Annotated in this window: 18 protein-coding genes and 1 pseudogene; 15 read left to right on the top strand and 4 right to left on the bottom strand. The window is 58.1% G+C overall.

The window, feature by feature from the left end; all coding sequences use genetic code 11:
• Positions 1–82: 82 nt before the first annotated feature.
• Positions 83–538, top strand: coding sequence for an EVE domain-containing protein (locus NLU14_RS05595; protein WP_275705193.1), 456 nt, complete (start codon positions 83–85; stop codon positions 536–538).
• Positions 539–617: 79 nt separating this feature from the next.
• Positions 618–1,448, top strand: a complete 831-nt coding sequence (locus NLU14_RS05590) for an ion transporter (RefSeq protein WP_275705192.1) — start codon at positions 618–620, stop codon at positions 1,446–1,448.
• A gap of 18 nt (positions 1,449–1,466) precedes the next feature.
• Here NLU14_RS05590 and NLU14_RS05585 read toward each other — a convergent pair whose 3' ends face one another.
• Positions 1,467–1,838, bottom strand: a complete 372-nt coding sequence (locus NLU14_RS05585) for a SirB2 family protein (protein ID WP_275705191.1) — start codon at positions 1,836–1,838, stop codon at positions 1,467–1,469.
• 129 nt (positions 1,839–1,967) lie between these two features.
• Here NLU14_RS05585 and NLU14_RS05580 point away from each other — a divergent pair, with 129 nt between their 5' ends.
• From NLU14_RS05580 to fabB, 3 genes are all read left to right on the top strand, one after another.
• Positions 1,968–3,152, top strand: a complete 1,185-nt coding sequence (locus NLU14_RS05580; protein ID WP_275705190.1) for an NnrS family protein — start codon at positions 1,968–1,970, stop codon at positions 3,150–3,152.
• Between the two features lie 129 nt (positions 3,153–3,281).
• Entirely contained in the window at positions 3,282–3,791 is a 510-nt protein-coding gene (gene fabA / locus NLU14_RS05575) for a bifunctional 3-hydroxydecanoyl-ACP dehydratase/trans-2-decenoyl-ACP isomerase (protein ID WP_275705189.1), read from the top strand.
• A gap of 10 nt (positions 3,792–3,801) precedes the next feature.
• Positions 3,802–5,013, top strand: a complete 1,212-nt coding sequence (gene fabB, locus NLU14_RS05570; protein ID WP_275705187.1) for a beta-ketoacyl-ACP synthase I — start codon at positions 3,802–3,804, stop codon at positions 5,011–5,013.
• A 62-nt stretch (positions 5,014–5,075) separates the two neighbouring features.
• On the opposite strand, the gene NLU14_RS05565 is transcribed toward fabB, so the two are convergent.
• On the bottom strand, positions 5,076–5,429 hold the full coding sequence (locus tag NLU14_RS05565; protein WP_275705185.1) for a helix-turn-helix transcriptional regulator: 354 nt from the start codon (positions 5,427–5,429) through the stop codon (positions 5,076–5,078).
• A gap of 254 nt (positions 5,430–5,683) precedes the next feature.
• On the opposite strand from NLU14_RS05565, the pseudogene NLU14_RS05560 reads away from it, so the two are divergent.
• The 8 genes and pseudogenes from NLU14_RS05560 to NLU14_RS05525 all read left to right on the top strand — a co-directional run.
• Positions 5,684–6,088 (top strand): annotated as a pseudogene (locus tag NLU14_RS05560) (U32 family peptidase C-terminal domain-containing protein); the annotation flags it as partial.
• A 442-nt stretch (positions 6,089–6,530) separates the two neighbouring features.
• On the top strand, positions 6,531–7,979 hold the full coding sequence (gene sufB / locus NLU14_RS05555) for a Fe-S cluster assembly protein SufB (protein WP_275705183.1): 1,449 nt from the start codon (positions 6,531–6,533) through the stop codon (positions 7,977–7,979).
• A gap of 408 nt (positions 7,980–8,387) precedes the next feature.
• The gene (sufC, locus tag NLU14_RS05550) at positions 8,388–9,161 is read left to right on the top strand and encodes a Fe-S cluster assembly ATPase SufC (RefSeq protein ID WP_275705182.1); all 774 of its coding nucleotides are present in this window, start codon (positions 8,388–8,390) and stop codon (positions 9,159–9,161) included.
• A gap of 12 nt (positions 9,162–9,173) precedes the next feature.
• Complete coding sequence (sufD, locus tag NLU14_RS05545) at positions 9,174–10,460, top strand: Fe-S cluster assembly protein SufD (RefSeq protein WP_275705181.1); 1,287 nt, start codon at positions 9,174–9,176, stop codon at positions 10,458–10,460.
• 6 nt (positions 10,461–10,466) lie between these two features.
• On the top strand, positions 10,467–11,720 hold the full coding sequence (locus NLU14_RS05540; protein ID WP_275705179.1) for an aminotransferase class V-fold PLP-dependent enzyme: 1,254 nt from the start codon (positions 10,467–10,469) through the stop codon (positions 11,718–11,720).
• Between the two features lie 13 nt (positions 11,721–11,733).
• A complete protein-coding gene (locus NLU14_RS05535) occupies positions 11,734–12,087 on the top strand; it encodes a HesB/IscA family protein (protein WP_275705178.1) in 354 nt (117 codons plus the stop codon).
• A gap of 129 nt (positions 12,088–12,216) precedes the next feature.
• Positions 12,217–12,759 (top strand): putative Fe-S cluster assembly protein SufT, encoded by a 543-nt coding sequence (sufT, locus tag NLU14_RS05530; RefSeq protein ID WP_275705177.1) that lies wholly within the window; start codon positions 12,217–12,219, stop codon positions 12,757–12,759.
• Entirely contained in the window at positions 12,759–13,220 is a 462-nt protein-coding gene (locus NLU14_RS05525) for a SufE family protein (RefSeq protein ID WP_275705176.1), read from the top strand. Before sufT ends, NLU14_RS05525 begins: the two co-directional genes overlap by 1 nt.
• Before the next feature lie 6 nt (positions 13,221–13,226).
• Here NLU14_RS05525 and NLU14_RS05520 read toward each other — a convergent pair whose 3' ends face one another.
• A complete protein-coding gene (locus NLU14_RS05520; protein WP_275705174.1) occupies positions 13,227–14,423 on the bottom strand; it encodes a flagella assembly protein FlgT in 1,197 nt (398 codons plus the stop codon).
• 14 nt (positions 14,424–14,437) lie between these two features.
• Positions 14,438–14,980: an LPP20 family lipoprotein gene (locus NLU14_RS05515; RefSeq protein ID WP_275705173.1), complete on the bottom strand. Its 543-nt coding sequence runs from the start codon at positions 14,978–14,980 to the stop codon at positions 14,438–14,440.
• A 253-nt stretch (positions 14,981–15,233) separates the two neighbouring features.
• Between NLU14_RS05515 and traF the strand changes: the two genes are divergently transcribed.
• Complete coding sequence (traF, locus tag NLU14_RS05510) at positions 15,234–16,493, top strand: conjugal transfer protein TraF (protein ID WP_275705172.1); 1,260 nt, start codon at positions 15,234–15,236, stop codon at positions 16,491–16,493.
• Between the two features lie 131 nt (positions 16,494–16,624).
• Positions 16,625–17,734, top strand: a complete 1,110-nt coding sequence (locus tag NLU14_RS05505; RefSeq protein WP_275705171.1) for a tRNA nucleotidyltransferase/poly(A) polymerase-related protein — start codon at positions 16,625–16,627, stop codon at positions 17,732–17,734.
• Positions 17,735–17,738: the final 4 nt, after the last annotated feature.

The raw sequence follows: 17,738 nt of genomic DNA, 5'->3' as shown, positions 1-17,738 counted from the left end.
TTGATCCCTGCCAATGAAGCCCCCTACGAAACGGGGGCTTCTTGTCTATAATGCTAGCTTTGAATTGTCCGGGGGCACACCAATGGCCAAGTGGCTGGTAAAAACCGAACCATCTGAATGCAGCATCGATGATTTTGCGAAGGCAGAAAACCAGATCATTCCCTGGGACGGTGTTCGCAATTACCAGGCGCGCAATTTCCTGAAGGAGATGTCGGAGGGCGATGAGGTTTTTGTGTACCACTCCAGTTGCAGGCATATTGGTATTGCCGGGATCGTGAGGGTCGTCAAATCAAGTTACCCGGACCCCACCCAGTTCCGCGCCGATTCGCCCTATCATGATCCCAAAAGCACACGGGAAAATCCTCGCTGGCAGGCGGTGGATATGGCTTTCGTGAGAAAACTCGAGCGCCTCATACCATTGGACGGCATCAAGTCAATGCAGGGCCTGGAGGGCTTGCCGCTGATCAGGCGAGGCAACCGCCTGTCAGTCATGCCGGTCACCGAAGAGCAGTGGCGAATCATCCTCGCCAGCGCCTGAAACACAGTTCGCGCTATCCAACCCGGCCTACTCCCTTTAGAATTCAGGCTCCGCGATCTTTATGGAGCTGTTGTTTTCCATGTCACCCCAACCCAGTCCTGTAACCGGCTTCGAGCAACTGCGCCGCATTGAGTCCAGCCGGATATTCCAGAGCGTTGTTATCGGCATCATCATCCTGTCTGCCCTGACGATTGGCGCCAAAACCTATGAGCTGCCTTCGCTGGTGGAGGGCTCGCTGAGTGTGATGGACAATGCCATCACCATCTTCTTCCTGATAGAAATTCTGTTCCGGTTTGCCGCCTGCCCCAACAAGAAACGCTTTCTGATGGACGGCTGGAACCTGTTCGACACCCTGGTGGTGGTTGGCAGCCTGGTCCCGCTGGACAACTCCGACGCCGTTCTGTTGGGCCGCCTGTTGCGGGTGTTCAGGGTGCTGCGGCTGATTTCAGTGGTGCCGGAACTGCGCTTCCTGATCAACTCGCTGTTAAAAGCCATTCCCAGGATGGGTTACATCGCCCTGCTGATGTTCATTATCTTCTACATCTATGCCGCCATGGGCTCGATGTTCTTCGCGAGCGTAGATGAGAATCTTTGGGGCGATGTCGCCATCGCCATGCTCACCCTGTTCCGGGTAGCCACGTTCGAGGACTGGACGGACGTCATGTACGCCACTATGGAGCAGTACCCGCTCAGTTGGATCTACTACCTGACGTTCATCTTCCTGACGGCGTTCGTATTTCTGAACATGATGATCGGGGCAATTCTGGAAGTAATGAGCGAGGAGCAAAACGCCAAGCAGGCCCAACAGGCCCACGACGAGCGCGACGAGATTGCCCGCCAGTTGAAAGCGGTTCAGGAACAGCTACAGGAATTGACAAAGCAGATATCGGAGAGGTCCGGGGGCCGCTGACCCCCGGCTGCACAAGGGTCAGAAGGGTTTGGCCATAGCCAGGTGGAAAATGGCCATGATCTGGACCAGCGCCAATACTGAAGCAATAAGCCGTACCTGTAGGCTACGGGTTTCCTTCATAGCGAACACGCCAGCCACAATGTAGCCGACCAACAGGAAGATCTTCGCCGTCAGCCATCCGTGCACAAACGGCATCCAGGGCGTTACAAACAGCAGGCTGATCGCCGCCGCCAGCAGCACCGTGTCGTTGGCATGGGGAATCCAGCGCAACGGAGTCTTACGCCAGTCGGGCTTTCCCACGGCATCCAGAAGCAGGCGCAAAGCAAACAACACCACCGTCAGGTAGGCGGCGGTCATATGGACACTTTTCAGAATCAGGTAGCCACTCATAAATTAATCCATTGGGAATCAGATCGATAGCGGCATTGTACGCAAAAGTACCGCCTGATGGGTATGTTCTTCCTATAAACATTCATTTAATGTACACGTTATATTCAGGCAGCCAGTGGAGTCATTGTCATGCAGGCTATTCCCACAACCGACACCGCCGGGGGCGCAAGCATCCGCCAGCTGTTCGGCTACCCGTTCCGCATTTTCTTTCTCTCCATGACCATACTGGCCATGGTTGCTATCCCGGTGTGGGTACTGCAGGTCAGCGGCGCTATTCAGTTGCCGCTGGCCATACCGGGGTTGTTCTGGCACCAGCATGAAATGCTGTTCGGCTTTCTGTCTGCTGCCATCGCCGGCTTTCTGCTGACCGCCGTCTGCGTATGGACCCAAACCGAACGGACCCATGGCCTGCGCCTGGTTATGTTGTGGGGCATCTGGCTTGCAGGGCGGCTGTTACTGGCATTTGGCGCGGGCCTGCCGGATTGGCTGGTTCACGGAGTCAATCTCGCCTTCCTGCCTTTGGTGATGCTGGATGCCGGCTGGCGCATATGGCATGCCAGACAGAAACGGCAATTAATGATCCTGGCGGTCCTCGGATTGCTCTGGCTGATGCAGATCGGCTTTGCGACCCGGTTTGACCCGGCCTTCAGCTATGGCGCCCTGATCATGGCAATGGCGCTGATCAGCATTATTGGCGGCCGTATCACCCCGGCCTTCTCCGCCGGCTGGCTCCGTCAACGGGGGCTGGATGCCTCGCAGGTCAGGACGGTTCCGGCCCTGGACATGGCCGTGCTGTTCAACATGGCGCTGCTGGTGGCCTCTCTGGTGTCCGGATGGCAAACCGTGACAGCCGTTCTCGCCATGACCGCCGCCGTACTGATGGTGGTCCGGCTTGCTGGCTGGAAAGGCTGGCTGTTTCGCAAAGAGCCACTGTTATGGGTGCTGCACCTGTCCATTCTCTGGGTGCCGGTTGCACTGCTTCTGCTCGCCGGTTCCATTCTGGCGGGCTGGCCTGCCAGCGCCTGGACACACGCGGCCGGCACCGGTGCCGTTGGCTGTCTGATTCTGGGCGTTATTGCCCGGGTTTCTCTGGGCCACACCGGCCGCCCCCTGATTCTGCCACGAGGCATGGTCACGGCGTTTGTAATGATTCACCTGGCGGCACTTGTGCGTGTAGTGACTGCTTTCGATGTCATGCCCTGGCATGCGGGTGTGGGTATAAGCTCCCTCCTATGGGTGCTCGCTTTCGGTGTCTTCCTGGCCCGCTATACCCGGATACTGGCATCTCCACGGCCGGATGGCAGGGAAGGTTAGCCCCGCCCCGAATGAGAACGGCCGCAAAATTGTCGTCCCCGCATGCAAACTGCAACCAATGGTCAATAGCCTTAGCCGGAATAACAGCTAAAGTATAAGAAACCATTTTGTAACAGGGACAATGGCATTATGACCCCCGATCACTTTGACAAGGCGGATTTGATCGCCTGCGGGCACGGCACACTTTTTCCAGGAAAGATGCGGCTACCCATCGACGAAATGCTGATGATGGACCGTGTGACTCATTTCAGCGAAACCGATGGACTCTACGGCAAAGGCAGCATGGTGGCCGAGCTCGATATCAACCCGGACATGTGGTTCTTCAAGGTTCATTTTGTCGATGACCCTGTGATGCCCGGCTGCCTGGGCCTTGATGCCATGTGGCAACTGGTGGGCTTTTTCCTGGCGGCCACTGGGGGCGAAGGCAAGGGCCGCGCGCTTGGTTGCGGCGAAGTAAAGTTTACCGGCCAGGTGCTACCCACCAATAAGCTTGTGCGCTATCACCTTGATATCAAAAGGGTCATCCGCCGCAAGCTCACCATGGCAATCGCCGATGCCCGCATGGAAGTAGACGGCCGCGAGATATACACCGCCAAAGATCTGAAGGTTGGCATGTTCAATTCTACGGATGACTTTTAGGAGCCATTAAATGCGTCGTGTTGTTATTACAGGCATGGGGATTGTCTCCAGCCTCGGAACCAATCGAGACGAAGTGACCCGGTCTTTGCGGGATTCGATACCTGGCATCGGCTTCAGTCAGGAAGCCAAGGACAACGGTCTGCGCAGCCATGTGTGCGGCCGGATCGACCTGAACCTGCCAGAGCTGATCGACCGCAAACTGATGCGCTTCATGTGCCCCGCGTCTGGCTATACCTATCTGGCCATGAAGGAAGCCATTGAGCAGGCCGGTCTGACTGATGAGCAGATCCGCGCCAACTCAACCGGCGTGATTATGGGCGCCGGTGGTGCCTCAACGGTGGAGTTGATGGATGCGATTGATACCCATCGCGCCAAGGGCATCCGCCGGGTTGGGCCATATCGGGTGCCGCGCACCATGGGCAGCGCCATCAACGCCTCCCTGGCCACGGCTTTCGGTATTACCGGCGTTAACTACGGTATTACCTCAGCTTGTGCCACCAGTGCTCACTCCATCGGCCACGCTGGCGACCTGATTGCCCTCGGCCGCCAGGATGTGATGTTCGCCGGTGGTGGTGAAGATATCCACTGGACCCTGAGCCTGATGTTTGACGCCATGGGCGCGTTGTCCACCAAGTACAACGACACCCCCGGAAGAGCCTCCCGCACGTACGACAAGGACCGGGACGGCTTCGTAATCTCCGGTGGTGGTGGTGTATTGGTGCTGGAAGCCCTGGAACACGCGGAAGCACGTGGCGCCACCATCCTTGCCGAACTGGTCGGCTTCGGCGCAACGTCTGACGGCGCCGACATGGTGGCACCCAGCGGCGAAGGTGCTGTTCGCTGCATGCAACAGGCCATGAAGAACGTCGACGGCGAGATCAGCTACATCAACACCCACGGCACCAGTACGCCCGCCGGCGATGTGACCGAGCTGAAAGCGCTGAAGCAAACCTTTGGTGACAAGATACCGCCATTGAGCTCAACCAAGCCCCTGTGCGGCCATGCCTTGGGTGCGGCCGGCGTACATGAAGCCATATACAGCCTGATCATGCAGATGGACGGTTTCATTGCACCGTCCGCCAACATCGAAAATCTGGATGAAGGCGCGGAAGGCTACCCCATCGTACGGGAACGGCAGGACAACGTGGACCTGCCCCTGGTGATGAGCAACAGCTTCGGCTTCGGTGGCACCAACGGCACCCTGATTTTCAAGAAAGTCTGATCATCAGGTAGTGGAATACCGGGGCGGGCAAGCATTCGCCGCCCCGGTTGCCTACCCCTTCCTTAAGCCGCCCTTGAGCGGTAGGCACCCGGAGACTTACCCATCCAGCGCTTGAACGCGCGACTGAACGCACTGAGCTCCGAAAAACCCAGTTGCTCGGCAATTTCCACCAGGGACTTGCTGCGGTCCTTCAAGTAGGCCAACGCCCGCTCGCGCCGGATCTCTTCCAGCAGGGCAGCGAAGGTCAGATTCTCTTCCTTCAGCCTCTTGTGAAGCGTATGCCGGCTCATGTGTAGTTGGGAGGCAACGGCTTCCACCCCCACCCGACCACGCTCCAGATGTCCGGCAATCAACGAAGTCACTCGCGCACTGAACGGGGCCTTCGCTGCGAGGGGCTCCATCGGATCTGATTGCATGTTTCTGTCTCCTGATATCTCAATGCAGGCAACGAACACCCGCGGACGTCAGCGTACACATGTTAGCCGAAAATAACCACACTCAACCTTGAGCCGCATCAAGGGAACACACCATCCGATGAGGCAACATGGGTCGCTCCCAACTCTTCAAAACCAATGGCCTTTTCGGAGCCCCAATGCACACCCCAGAGCTGCTCGCCCCTGCCGGCACCGCCGAACACCTTGAAACCGCCTTTGCCTATGGCGCCGACGCAGAAGGCAAATCCTTTGACATCAACCTGATGAACCAACTGGAAGCCCTCTCAAACCGCGGCTACACCGAAGGCTTCCTCCGCCGCCACGTGTCCCAGGAATACCAGAACTACGAACAGGGCTCCTCCCTGAACGGCACTCAGCAGGTGGTCGGCACTATCACTGACGTGGATGACCGATGGCTGACCATCGACGTGAAAAACAAATTCGCCCCCGGTGACTCGCTGGAATTGATCACCTCAGCCGGCAACTTGCGGTTCAGCGCCGAAACCATGGAAGACCACAACGGTGAGACAATGGGATACGCGCCAGGTAGCGGCCATATCGCTCGCATCCCCAAACCCGACTCGCTGCCTGATTCGCTTGATTTCAGTTACCTGACCCGAATCCTGCCATCATCTACGTAGCAGCTTTTGAGTTTGTGGAGACCAGCAATTAGTCGAAGGCATCAGGCGGGGCTGGCTCCCAAAACCGTGCATTGCCAGGGATGGCAATGCCGAGCCCCCATGGATGGGTTCACGGCGTGTTTTGGGAGCCAGCCCCGCCTGATGCCATCCCCTTAGTGCCCCAACGACCGATTAAGGTATAATCACGACACGCGCAATTTAATACCTGACTATTTTACTCTGGTATTGTATACTCGCTCACCAGAAGAAACGGATTTTGCCCTTGGTTATCAACCGGGCAACACCAAATCCGTCACCCAAAAACCGATTGCAGGGCGTACCCACAAGATGGACGACCACTGCAACACCTGAACTTATGACATCCGCCAGGCAGCCCTGCACGAGACTACCGGCGACACCAGGGGCTGCAAGGCCCGAGATGAGAGAATACGGAGCGACGATCATGGCGACCACCGACAAAGAGGTGAACGAGCTGATCAAACGGGAATACGAACACGGTTTCGTAACAGACATCGAATCCGACACGTTCGAACCCGGCCTGAACGAAGACGTCATTGCCCGCCTTTCCGGTATCAAGAAAGAGCCGGAATGGATGCTGGAATGGCGCCTGAAAGCCTACCGTCGCTGGCTGGAAATGGACGAGCCGGACTGGGCCCACGTGGGTTATCCCAAGGTCGACTACAACTCGATCTCCTACTACTCCGCGCCCAAGCGCCCGGAAGACATGCCCCAGAGCCTGGACGAAGTGGACCCGGAACTGCTCAGAACCTACGAGAAACTGGGCATCCCCCTGCACGAGCGTGAAAAGCTGGCAGGTGTGGCCGTTGACGCCGTATTCGATTCCGTTTCCGTGGCCACCACTTTCAAGGAACCACTGGCCAAGGCCGGTGTGATTTTCTGCTCCATATCCGAGGCCATCCAGGACTACCCGGAACTGGTCAAAAAGTATTTGGGGTCCGTGGTTCCCGCTGGCGACAACTTCTTCGCCGGCCTGAACTCTGCAGTCTTCTCCGACGGCACCTTTGTTTACGTGCCCAAGGGCGTGCGCTGCCCCATGGAATTGTCCACCTACTTCCGCATCAACGCGGCCAACACCGGCCAGTTCGAGCGCACCCTGATCATTGCCGAAGACAGCAGCTACGTAAGCTACCTGGAAGGCTGCACCGCCCCTATGCGGGACGAGAACCAACTCCACGCCGCGGTGGTTGAACTGGTAGCCCTGGACGATGCGCAGATCAAATATTCCACCGTCCAGAACTGGTATCCGGGCGACGAGAACGGCAAGGGCGGCATTTTCAACTTCGTCACCAAGCGTGGCGCCGCCATCGGCAAGAACTCCAAGATCTCCTGGACCCAGGTCGAGACCGGTTCAGCCGTTACCTGGAAGTATCCCAGCTGCGTGCTGCGTGGTGACAACAGCGTGGGCGAGTTCTACTCGGTGGCGCTGACCAACAACTACCAGCAGGCCGACACTGGCACCAAGATGATTCACCTGGGCAAGAATACTTCCAGCACCATCATCTCCAAGGGTATTTCCGCTGGTAGAAGCTCCAACGCCTATCGCGGTCTGGTGAAGTTCGGCCCGGGTGCGGAAGGTGCGCGCAACTATACCCAGTGTGATTCGCTGCTGATCGGCGACCGCTGCGGCGCCCACACCTTCCCGTACATCGAGAGCAAGAACAAGTCGGCCATCGTCGAGCACGAGGCGACTACCTCCAAGGTCAGCGATGAGCAGATGTTCCTCTGCCGCCAGCGCGGTATCGACCCTGAGCAGGCCGTTTCCATGATTGTGAACGGCTTCTGTAAAGAGGTGTTCAAGGAGCTGCCGATGGAGTTCGCCGTTGAGGCTGGCAAGTTGCTTGAGGTTAGTCTTGAGGGGTCTGTTGGTTAACTGACTGGCCTGCTGACTTCTGCCCCTCCGATTCAGGTGGAGGTCAGCGAGCAGGTTGGCTGTTCCGAAACACGCCGTGAATACGTCCATGTAGGCTCCTAAAAAACATCCTTGTTTTTTAGGGTTTCGGAACAGCCAACCTGATCACTGACCCGGACTTTGAACGGGCACGAATACAGATCAGTCTGCCGAAGCACGTTAATTCGCTTCGGACGGCAAACACAAAAGTATGCGGAAGCCATCGGTCAGGCCCTTCCGGGATCGTCAAAAACATGGATGTTTTTGTCGAGCGTACATGGACGTATTCACAGCGTATCCCGGAAGGGCCTGCCCGAGGGCTGACTCCCCCACAGTTGGAAGTCAGCCCAAGGCACAAGAATTCAGACATCAGGAAGAGAGAAGCCATAAATGCTGAGCATCAAAAACCTGCACGCATCCGTTGAGGGGGAAGAAATCCTCAAGGGCATCAACCTGGAAATCAAGGCCGGGGAAGTCCATGCCATTATGGGCCCGAATGGCTCAGGTAAGAGTACCCTGTCCCAGGTGCTTGCAGGCAATGAGACGTTTGAGGTGACCGAAGGCGAAATTACCCTGAACGGCGAGAACCTGCTGGACCTGGAAACCGAAGAGCGCGCCCGCGAAGGCATTTTCCTGGCGTTCCAGTATCCGGTGGAGATCCCCGGTGTCAGCAACCTTCAGTTCCTGCGCACCGCCGTTAACGCCATGCGCACACACCGTGGCGAGCCGGAGATGAACGCGGCTGAGTTCATGAAGCTGGCGAAGGAGGTTTCAAAGCAGGTCGATCTTGATCCCGCCTTCCTCAAGCGCGGGGTTAACGAAGGCTTCTCCGGCGGCGAGAAGAAGCGTAACGAGATTCTCCAGGCCCTGTTGCTCCAGCCCAAACTGGCGATTCTGGATGAGACCGACTCAGGGCTTGATATCGACGCCCTGCAGGTGGTTTCCAAGGGCGTCAACGCACTGCGTGCGAAAGACCGCGCCATCCTGATGGTGACTCACTACCAGCGGCTGCTGAATCACATCGTGCCGGACCACGTACATGTTCTTGCCGGTGGCAAAATCGTCAAGTCCGGTGGGCGCGAGCTGGCCCTTGAGCTGGAAGAGCGCGGTTACGGCTGGCTCGGCGTGAAAGACGAAGAAGCCACTCCCAGTGCAGCCAGCTAAGGAGGCCGTGGAATGAAACCAGCACCAACGCTTTCCAGCGCCTTCCTTGAGCCGGGCGGGCAGTCACTGCCAGCACCGCTGCTTGAGCTGCGCGAACAACGGGGTACGGCACTGGTGGATATGCCATTGCCAACCCGCAAGACCGAGAACTGGAAGTACTCCAGCCGGCACCTGAAGCTGTCTGACGAACTGGCCTCAACCCTGCCCGCGACCGGCAAGGACGGCCTTAGTCTTTCTCTTCCGGGTTACCGGGTGGTCTTCCACAACGGCGTGATGATTCCGGAAGCCTCGGATTTTCCGGACCTCGACGGCATCCGCATTCAGCGCTTCGCCGACCTGGACGACGACGAGGCAGCCGGCCTCGCCGAACGCCTGGACAACACCCTCGACACCCGTGCGGTACAAATGGCCAGGTTGAACTCGGCGCGATTTGAAGACGGCCTGTACATCCAACTGGACAAAGAGGCCGTTCTCGACCAGCCGCTGTTCATCGTGCACGAAGTAACCGGCACCGCCTCAGGCTCTGCCTATCCCCGCATCTACGTGGATGCTGCGCGTCACAGCCAGATCACTGTGGTAGAGGAATACCTCTCCAGTGGCGCAGAACCGGTCATGGTGGATACCGTTACCGAATTCGTACTGGGAGACGGAGCCCAGGTCACGAATGTGCGGTTGGTGATGGAAGGCGAGAATGTACAACATATTGGTGCCACCGGTGTTCGCCAGGCTTCCAACTCCCGCTTTGAGAGCCATTGTGTAGGCTTTGGCGGACCACTGCGTCGCCACGACCTGATGGTTCGCCTGGAAGGCGAAGGTGGCGAGTGCAAATTGAACGGCGTGGTTGTTACCCAGGGCAAGCAGCACTACGACAACCATACGTCCATCGAGCACGTGGCCGCCCACTGCAACAGCGAGGAAACCTATCGCAACATCGCGGCGGACGAGTCCCACGCTGTGTTCAATGGTCGCATCCATATTCATGAGGATGCCCAGAAGTCGAACGCGAACATGAACAACAAGAACCTGTTGCTCTCCACCGGTGCCGAGATCGACACCAAGCCCGAGCTGGAAATTTACGCGGACGACGTCAAGTGTGCCCACGGCGCCACTATTGGTCAGTTAGACAAGATATCCCTGTTCTACCTGGTTTCCCGTGGTATCGGGCGCCGAGAGGCCAATACCCTTTTGACTATGGCCTTCATTAACGAACTTGTTGAACAGATTCCGGTTCAGGCAGTCAAAGATGCTGCCCAGCTCCGGCTGAATGATTTTTTTGACCAGACGTTTCAGGAGGCCTGACCGGTTATGACAGACCTTTCCATGGCAAACAAGGCTGGCACAGCGGCGTTTGACGTCGAAGCCATCCGCCGGGACTTTCCGATCCTTGATCAGCAGATCAACGGCAAGCCCCTTGTGTATCTGGACAACGGCGCTTCGTCACAGAAGCCCATCGCCGTGCTGGACGCCATGGATCGCTATTACCGGGAAATGCACTCCAACGTACACCGGGGCGCCCACACGTTAGGAGACCGTGCTACCAGCGCATTCGAAGGTGCTCGCGAGAAAGTTCGTGCCTTCCTGAACGCCGACAGCACCCGCGAGATCATCTGGACGCGGGGCACCACCGAAGCCATCAACGTGGTGGCCAACGGCCTGGCCCGTCGCCTGAAGCCGGGCGACGAGATTCTCGTCAGCCATATGGAGCACCACGCCAACATCGTGCCCTGGCAGATGGTGGCCGAACGCACGGGTGCGAAAGTGGTTCCCGTGCAGGTCACCCCGCAGGGTGAGTTGGACCTGGACTCGTTCAACAGTCTGCTTGGTGATCGCACCCGGGTACTGGCACTGACTCATGTCTCCAACGTACTGGGCACGGTGAATCCGATTGCCCCGCTGATTGAGCGGGCCAAGGCCCACGGCGTGATTACCGTGATCGACGGCGCCCAGGCAGTACCGCACTTCCAGCCGGATGTGCAGGCACTGGGCTGTGATTTCTATGTGTTCTCGTCCCACAAAATGTTCGGGCCGACAGGCGTTGGCGTGCTTTACGGCAAGGCCCAGTTGCTTGAGGAAATACCGCCGTTCCAGGGCGGCGGTGAGATGATCGAGCGGGTGTCCTTCGAACGCACCACCTGGAACGTGCTGCCCTACAAATTCGAGGCCGGCACACCGCCGGTTGCCGAGGCTATTGGTCTGGGAGCGGCCATCGACTACGTGGCGAGCCTGGACCGCAAGGGCATGGAGGCGGCGGAAGCCGCGCTTCTCACACGTGCCAACGAGTTGGTGGCGACCGTTCCGGGCATGGAAGTCATTGGTACCGCCAGCAACAAAATGCCGGTCATGTCCTTTAAAATCGCCGGCCTGCACCCCAGTGATATAGGCACATTGCTGGATCAGCAGGGCATCGCGATCCGTACCGGCCACCATTGCGCCATGCCGTTGATGGACTTTTACGGGGTTCCCGGTACAGCCAGGGCATCCTTTGCGTTTTATAATACACTGGAGGAAGTGGAACAATTATTCACTGCCCTGCAGAAAATTCAGCGTCTGTTTGCCTGATGGAGGTGGAAACATGACAGCCGAAGTCTTCACACCAACCGTGGCCGTCACCATGACGCCAACCGCGGTGAAACACGTACGCAAACAACTGGACAAGAAGCCCGAGGCGAAAGGTATCCGCCTGGCCATCAAGAAAAGTGGCTGTTCGGGCTTCAAGTATGAAACCCAGTGGGTGGAAGAAGCCGCTACGGACGACAAGGTATTTCACATCGACGGTGTGGATGTCTTCGTGAAGGAAGAACACCTGCCGCTGGTGAATGGCATTGAGATTGATTTTGTGACGGAAGGGGTGAATTCCCTGTTCCAGTTCCGGAATCCGAACGCGACCGCTGAATGCGGTTGTGGGGAGAGTTTTACGGTTGCCTGAAGCCGTTGCCTGAAACCCTAGTGTCGGATTACGGCTTCGCCTAATCCGACCTACAAGACTGACCAATGTAGGTCGGATTAAGCGAAGCGCAATCCGACAAAAGACAGAGAAAACGAGGCCCCAAAAGGCATGCAAGAACGGGAAGTGGTCCTGACCAAACGCGAAGTGGAGGCACGACTGGTGCCCACCGGAACGGAAATCATGATTCCGTCGGATACCTTCGTGACCATCACACAGTCATTGGGCGGCAGCTTTACCGTTGCCGTGAATGGCAACCTCGCTCGCATTGAAGGCCACAACGCCGACGCGCTGGGCAAGAAGCCCCTGGAAAGCAGCTTTGACACCCCCGAAGACGGCACCGTGAACGAAAACCAGGTCTGGGAAGCCATGCGCAACTGTTACGACCCGGAGATTCCGGTGAACGTGGTGGACCTGGGCCTGATTTACGAGTGCGAAGTCCAGAACGGCACTGAAGACGGCAACCATGTTTACGTCAAGATGACCCTCACCGCCGCCGGTTGCGGCATGGGCCCGGTGATCACTGAAGACGTCAAGACCAAGCTTGAGCATGTGCCCAATGTCGACAAGGTAACGGTTGAACTGACGTTCGACCCGCCCTGGAACAACGACATGCTCACCGACGAAGCCAAGCTTGAACTGGGGATGCTGTAATGACCGCCTCTGAACAGGAATTTATCAACAACCCGCTGGGCAAAGACACAACCCTGGAAGACGTGGTTGATGGCTTCGAATTCCTGGACGACTGGGAAGAGCGCTACGCGTTCATCATCGACCTGGGCAAGCAGCTACCGCCATTCCCGGATGACGAGCGTACGGAAGAGAATTACGTGCATGGCTGCCAGAGCCAGGTATGGCTGATTCACTATTACGATGAACAAAGCGGCAAGCTGTACCTGCTGATTGATTCCGATGCCATCATTGTTCGCGGCCTTGCCGCCATCATCCTGGTGGCACTGAACGGCAAATCCCCCAGGGATCTGCTGGCCACGGATATCGACGAGCTTTTCGAGCAGTTGGACCTGTTCCGCCACATCTCCCCAACCCGGGGTAACGGCCTTCGCGCCATGGTTGGAAAGATCCGGGACGTTGCGGCGGAAACCGCCGCAGCCTGACGTTCCCTACCAGACTATCGCCACATCATCCCGCTGGATATTGATCTGCCCGCCATAGATGGGAATGCTGCCGTTGCTGAAATCCGGGTGAACATTGTTCACCGTCATGGTGGTGCGGCTGTCCACAAGTTCCGGAGTGGCCCCGGGTGAGTCGAAGAAGCTGTTGCTGCGGTAGAGTTTCAGTTCATCACCCGGCCGCAGCCCGGCGGTGGCCCCGGAATCCAGCGTCACCTTGTTGCCGTCCACACGGGTTACCCGCGTAATAAAAGGCTGGCACGCCAGAGCACTGTTCACGGCGGAGGTCATGTCGTCCATCAGGCCGCCAACCGCACGGCCATAGCTGGTTTCCTGGAACCCGGCCGATCCGAACCCGTCAGAGGAACCTGGGCCCGCGTCCCAGCGGGCTTCAGTCGCGAAGCGCTGCTGGTAGATGGGTGATCCGCTGAAGCCGTCGTAAATCATCAGGTCTGCCACAAATCGCCGGTTCTGGTTTACCGCGCCAATCACCCGCTGCATGCGGTCGATAATGGAACTGCCCCAGGCGTCCGGGTCGGACACGCCCACATCACGAATTACGCCTGCAACCACAAACTGCACGCCCAGTTCCCGCGCCACCTCAATCACGTTGGTGAGGCGGTTATTGAATTTCTGCTGTGTCGGCGCATTCAGAAGATCACCGAACAGACTCTGAGTGGTGGCACCGAAAACCTGGAGATTGCCGCTTTCCCTGAGATCAGCCTGCAGCAGTTGCGGCAAGATTTCGCCGGCGTCGTCAATACGGCCGATCCTGGCCTGGTCCGGGTAGACCATTGGAAAGCCGGTCACGGCAACGCGTTTGCGGAGCTCTGACGCCTCGCCGGCCTGGCATTGACCACTCGCGGACATATCCGCGCGAACCGTCACGCGCAACAGATTCCCCCGGCGGTACTCATCCACCACTTCCACTGATTTTGCCCGCGCGGATGACGCCACCTGCAGGCGGGATTCGGTTACCACGCCGTTCTCCATGGTATCCCGGCTGCTGATCCTGGTCTCATACTGCAGGGATACATCCCGCAGCGCCGCCTTTTTGGCTTCCTGCCGGGCGCTGTCGACATCATTATTATGGATGGTCGCATGTCCGACGCCCTCCAGCACAACGGCCTGGGCGCCGGCGGATACCAGCAAAAGCAGCGCTGTGACAATGGAAATAGCCAACTTCATCGCAAATCGGTCTCTCAATCGAGGTAGTAAAGGGAGTCAACGCCCCGGCTCTGGATATCACCGGCGCTGTCGTTGCCCCTTGGCATCGGAATCGGGCAAAGGTCCTGCACTTCCGTGTCGGAAACGCGGGAGACACAGGCACGGAACCTGGGCTCCAACTTGAGTTCCATCACGGTCTCCACCACGCCGTCACTGTGTTCGTTCACCGCGACCATCTTGGCGCCACGAATATAGCTATCCACATAAGTGCGGAACATGTCGTTCTGAAGCACGAAGTCATTCACCGTCGAGCTGCCGTAGATTACCGTGCCATAGACCCGCTCCGCCAGATTTCGGTAGGCGTCCAACTGGGAGGCACGCCGGGCCAGCAGGCGTTTCCGGGTATTCAGTCGGTCCTTGGACACCTCTTCATAGGTGCCGAACCCGCTCACCCGCACCGTTATGGGGTCGAGCTCTGTTTGTTGCTGCGCTGCACCGGAATTACGGTGCTGGCCTACCGGAGCGCAGCCGATCAATGTCACCACCAATGCAGGTATCAGTATCCACCGCAGGGTCATGTTGGTTCTCCGAAAAACATCAAGTTACCTCACCCATGAAAAATTCACGCCAACCTTTGTAACTGGCTGAAATTCATAATCCAGCTCCCTTTTTCAGTCGTTCAGCGCCCGAAATGCGGCAATAATCCACCGCCATTTACAGTCCGAAAACAAACCGTTACCGCATCACCGGTGAGTCGCGGCAGCAACTGAATTAACCTGAACTGCACGTCATCTTTAATCAAATAATATCATTGCGTCATCAGGACCCATCATGACCGAAAACCGTCTGACCAAGCTTTCAATGGCCATCGGCCTTTCCATCGCGACAACCTCTGCCATGGCCAGCCCGCAAACCTTTATGCCCTCACGCTCCTTTGCCATGGGCGGCACCGGGGTTGCCGTTGCCCACCCGGCAGCAGCCGGCGCCTCCAACCCGGCCATGATGGCAGCAGACCATCACGACTGGTCCGACGACTTTGGCCTGATCCTTCCTTCCGTCAACGCACGGTTTGCTGACGAGGAAGAAACCATCGACCAGATCGATGACATTCAGGACACCATCGACCGCTTCGAAGAACTGGACAAAACCTCCAATCCGCAGGATGCACAGCAAGCGGCCGGCGACCTGAGACGGCAACTGAACAACTTCGACCGCGACACGGTCAGGATTGATGGTGGCCTGGGCATCGCACTGGCTGTACCGACCGACTCTTTCGCGGTTGGCTTCTTCACCAATGGCAATGTCCGGGCCACCGTACGTGGCGAGTTCGACGAGGACGACGAGCAGTTCCTGGCTGATCTGGAAAACGCAACCATTCCGGAACTGATCGCCGCCGACCTGGATCGTGACCTGGAATCCCGGGGCCGCATTCTTGCGTCTGCCGTTGCCGAGGTTGGCCTTTCCATCGCCACATCGATCGACCTGCAGAACGAATCCAGGCTGCATCTCGGCGTATCACCAAAATACGTCCAGCTTCGCACCTTCCAGTACACCGAGACCGTTTCCGGCTTCGAAGACGATGACTTCGACAGTGACGAGTACCAGACCGACAAGAGCGGATTCAACCTGGACGTTGGTGCGGCCTATGCGTTCGGTTCCCATAACCAATGGAACGCCGGTGTCGTAGTCAAGAACCTGATTCCGATGGAGCTGGATTCCGCCGCCAGCCGCCCCGACGAAGAAGAGCGGACCCTTGAGCTCAACCCGATGGCAACCGTCGGCATCGCGCACAAAGGTGACTTCCACGTACTGACCGCTGAGGTGGACCTGACCAAGAAGGAAGCCTTCGGCTACGAGGATGACACCCAGTGGGCTGCCCTCGGCGCGGAATTCGATGCCTTCCGTTACGCTCAGCTGCGCTTCGGCGTGCGCCAGAACCTGGCCAGCAACGACGACAACGACGGTATTGAGGAAGACACCCAGTTCACGGCCGGTATCGGCCTGTCACCGTTCGGCGCCCGTCTTGATATCGGCGCCCTGGTCAGCGATGCCGATCTCGGTGCAGCCATTGAGCTTGGTGCTGCGTTCTGAGCTGACCCGAAAGGCAATCCCCGAATGCCCGGCCCCGCGCCGGGCTTTTTTGTGGGCAGCCGGTTTGCCTGCAACCCCCCTTACCCTGATAATCCCCGGATCACCATCCCACAAGGAGCCATTCCCGATCCATGAAAACCTACCTGGTTGGCGGCGCAGTACGTGATGAACTTCTTGGCCTGCCGGTGAAAGACCGGGACTGGGTGGTCACCGGTGCTACACCGGAAGAAATGCTCCAACGGGGTTTCAAACAGGTGGGCGCGGATTTCCCCGTGTTCCTGCACCCGAAGTCCCGGGAAGAATACGCACTGGCACGAACGGAGCGGAAACAGGGCCGGGGCTACCACGGCTTTACCGTCTACAGCGCCCCGGACGTTACCCTGGAGGCGGACCTGAAACGCCGCGACCTGACCATCAACGCCATGGCGAAGTCCACCGCAGGCGAGATTGTGGACCCCTTTGGCGGTCGTGATGACCTCCGCGGCCGCAAACTGCGACACGTATCCGAGGCCTTCGCCGAAGACCCGCTGCGCATCCTGCGCACGGCGCGCTTCGCTGCCCGCCTGCAGCCCCAGGGTTTCAGCGTGGCGGATTCAACCATGGCACTGATGCGACAAATGGTCGACGACGGCGAAGTTGATCACCTGGTCCCGGAAAGGGTCTGGCAGGAAATCCAGCGGGCGCTCCATGAGAACGAACCCGGCACCTTCTTTGAGGTCCTGCGTGACTGCGGGGCCCTGGCAACCATCATTCCGGAACTGGAGCAGGGCGACACCTTCTCAGCGGCCATCGGTGCCCTACGTTGTGCGCACCGTGGTAACAGCGGAACCGATACCCGTTTCGCCGCATTGATGTCGCCACTGAAGCCTGCCGAAGCGGTCAATCGGGCCGCACAGCTGAAAGCCCCTAACGGCTGCCAGGACCTGGCCCGCCTCACCACCAGCCTGATACCACAGATCCGTGCCATGAAAGCCGGCAAGGCGGAAACGCTGTTGGGGGTTCTGGATGAAGCCGATGTCTGGCGCCGTTCGGACCGGTTTGCCGAACTCCTCAGCGCCCTGAAATGCGCCCTCCCTGACCCGGAACAGGTAAAACTGGGCTGGCTGGAATCAGCGCAACACGCGGCTACCGGCGTTCAGGCAAAAACACTGATGGAACAGGGCTTCAAGGGAAAAGAGCTGGGCGAAGCAATCCGCAACGAGCGGTTGCGGCGTATCTCTGCACTCAACCAGACACAGTAAGGTA

The sequence above is a fragment of the Marinobacter iranensis genome, from assembly GCF_029207565.1.
Lineage (GTDB): Bacteria > Pseudomonadota > Gammaproteobacteria > Pseudomonadales > Oleiphilaceae > Marinobacter > Marinobacter iranensis.
This window is presented reverse-complemented; position numbering and strand designations above follow the sequence as displayed.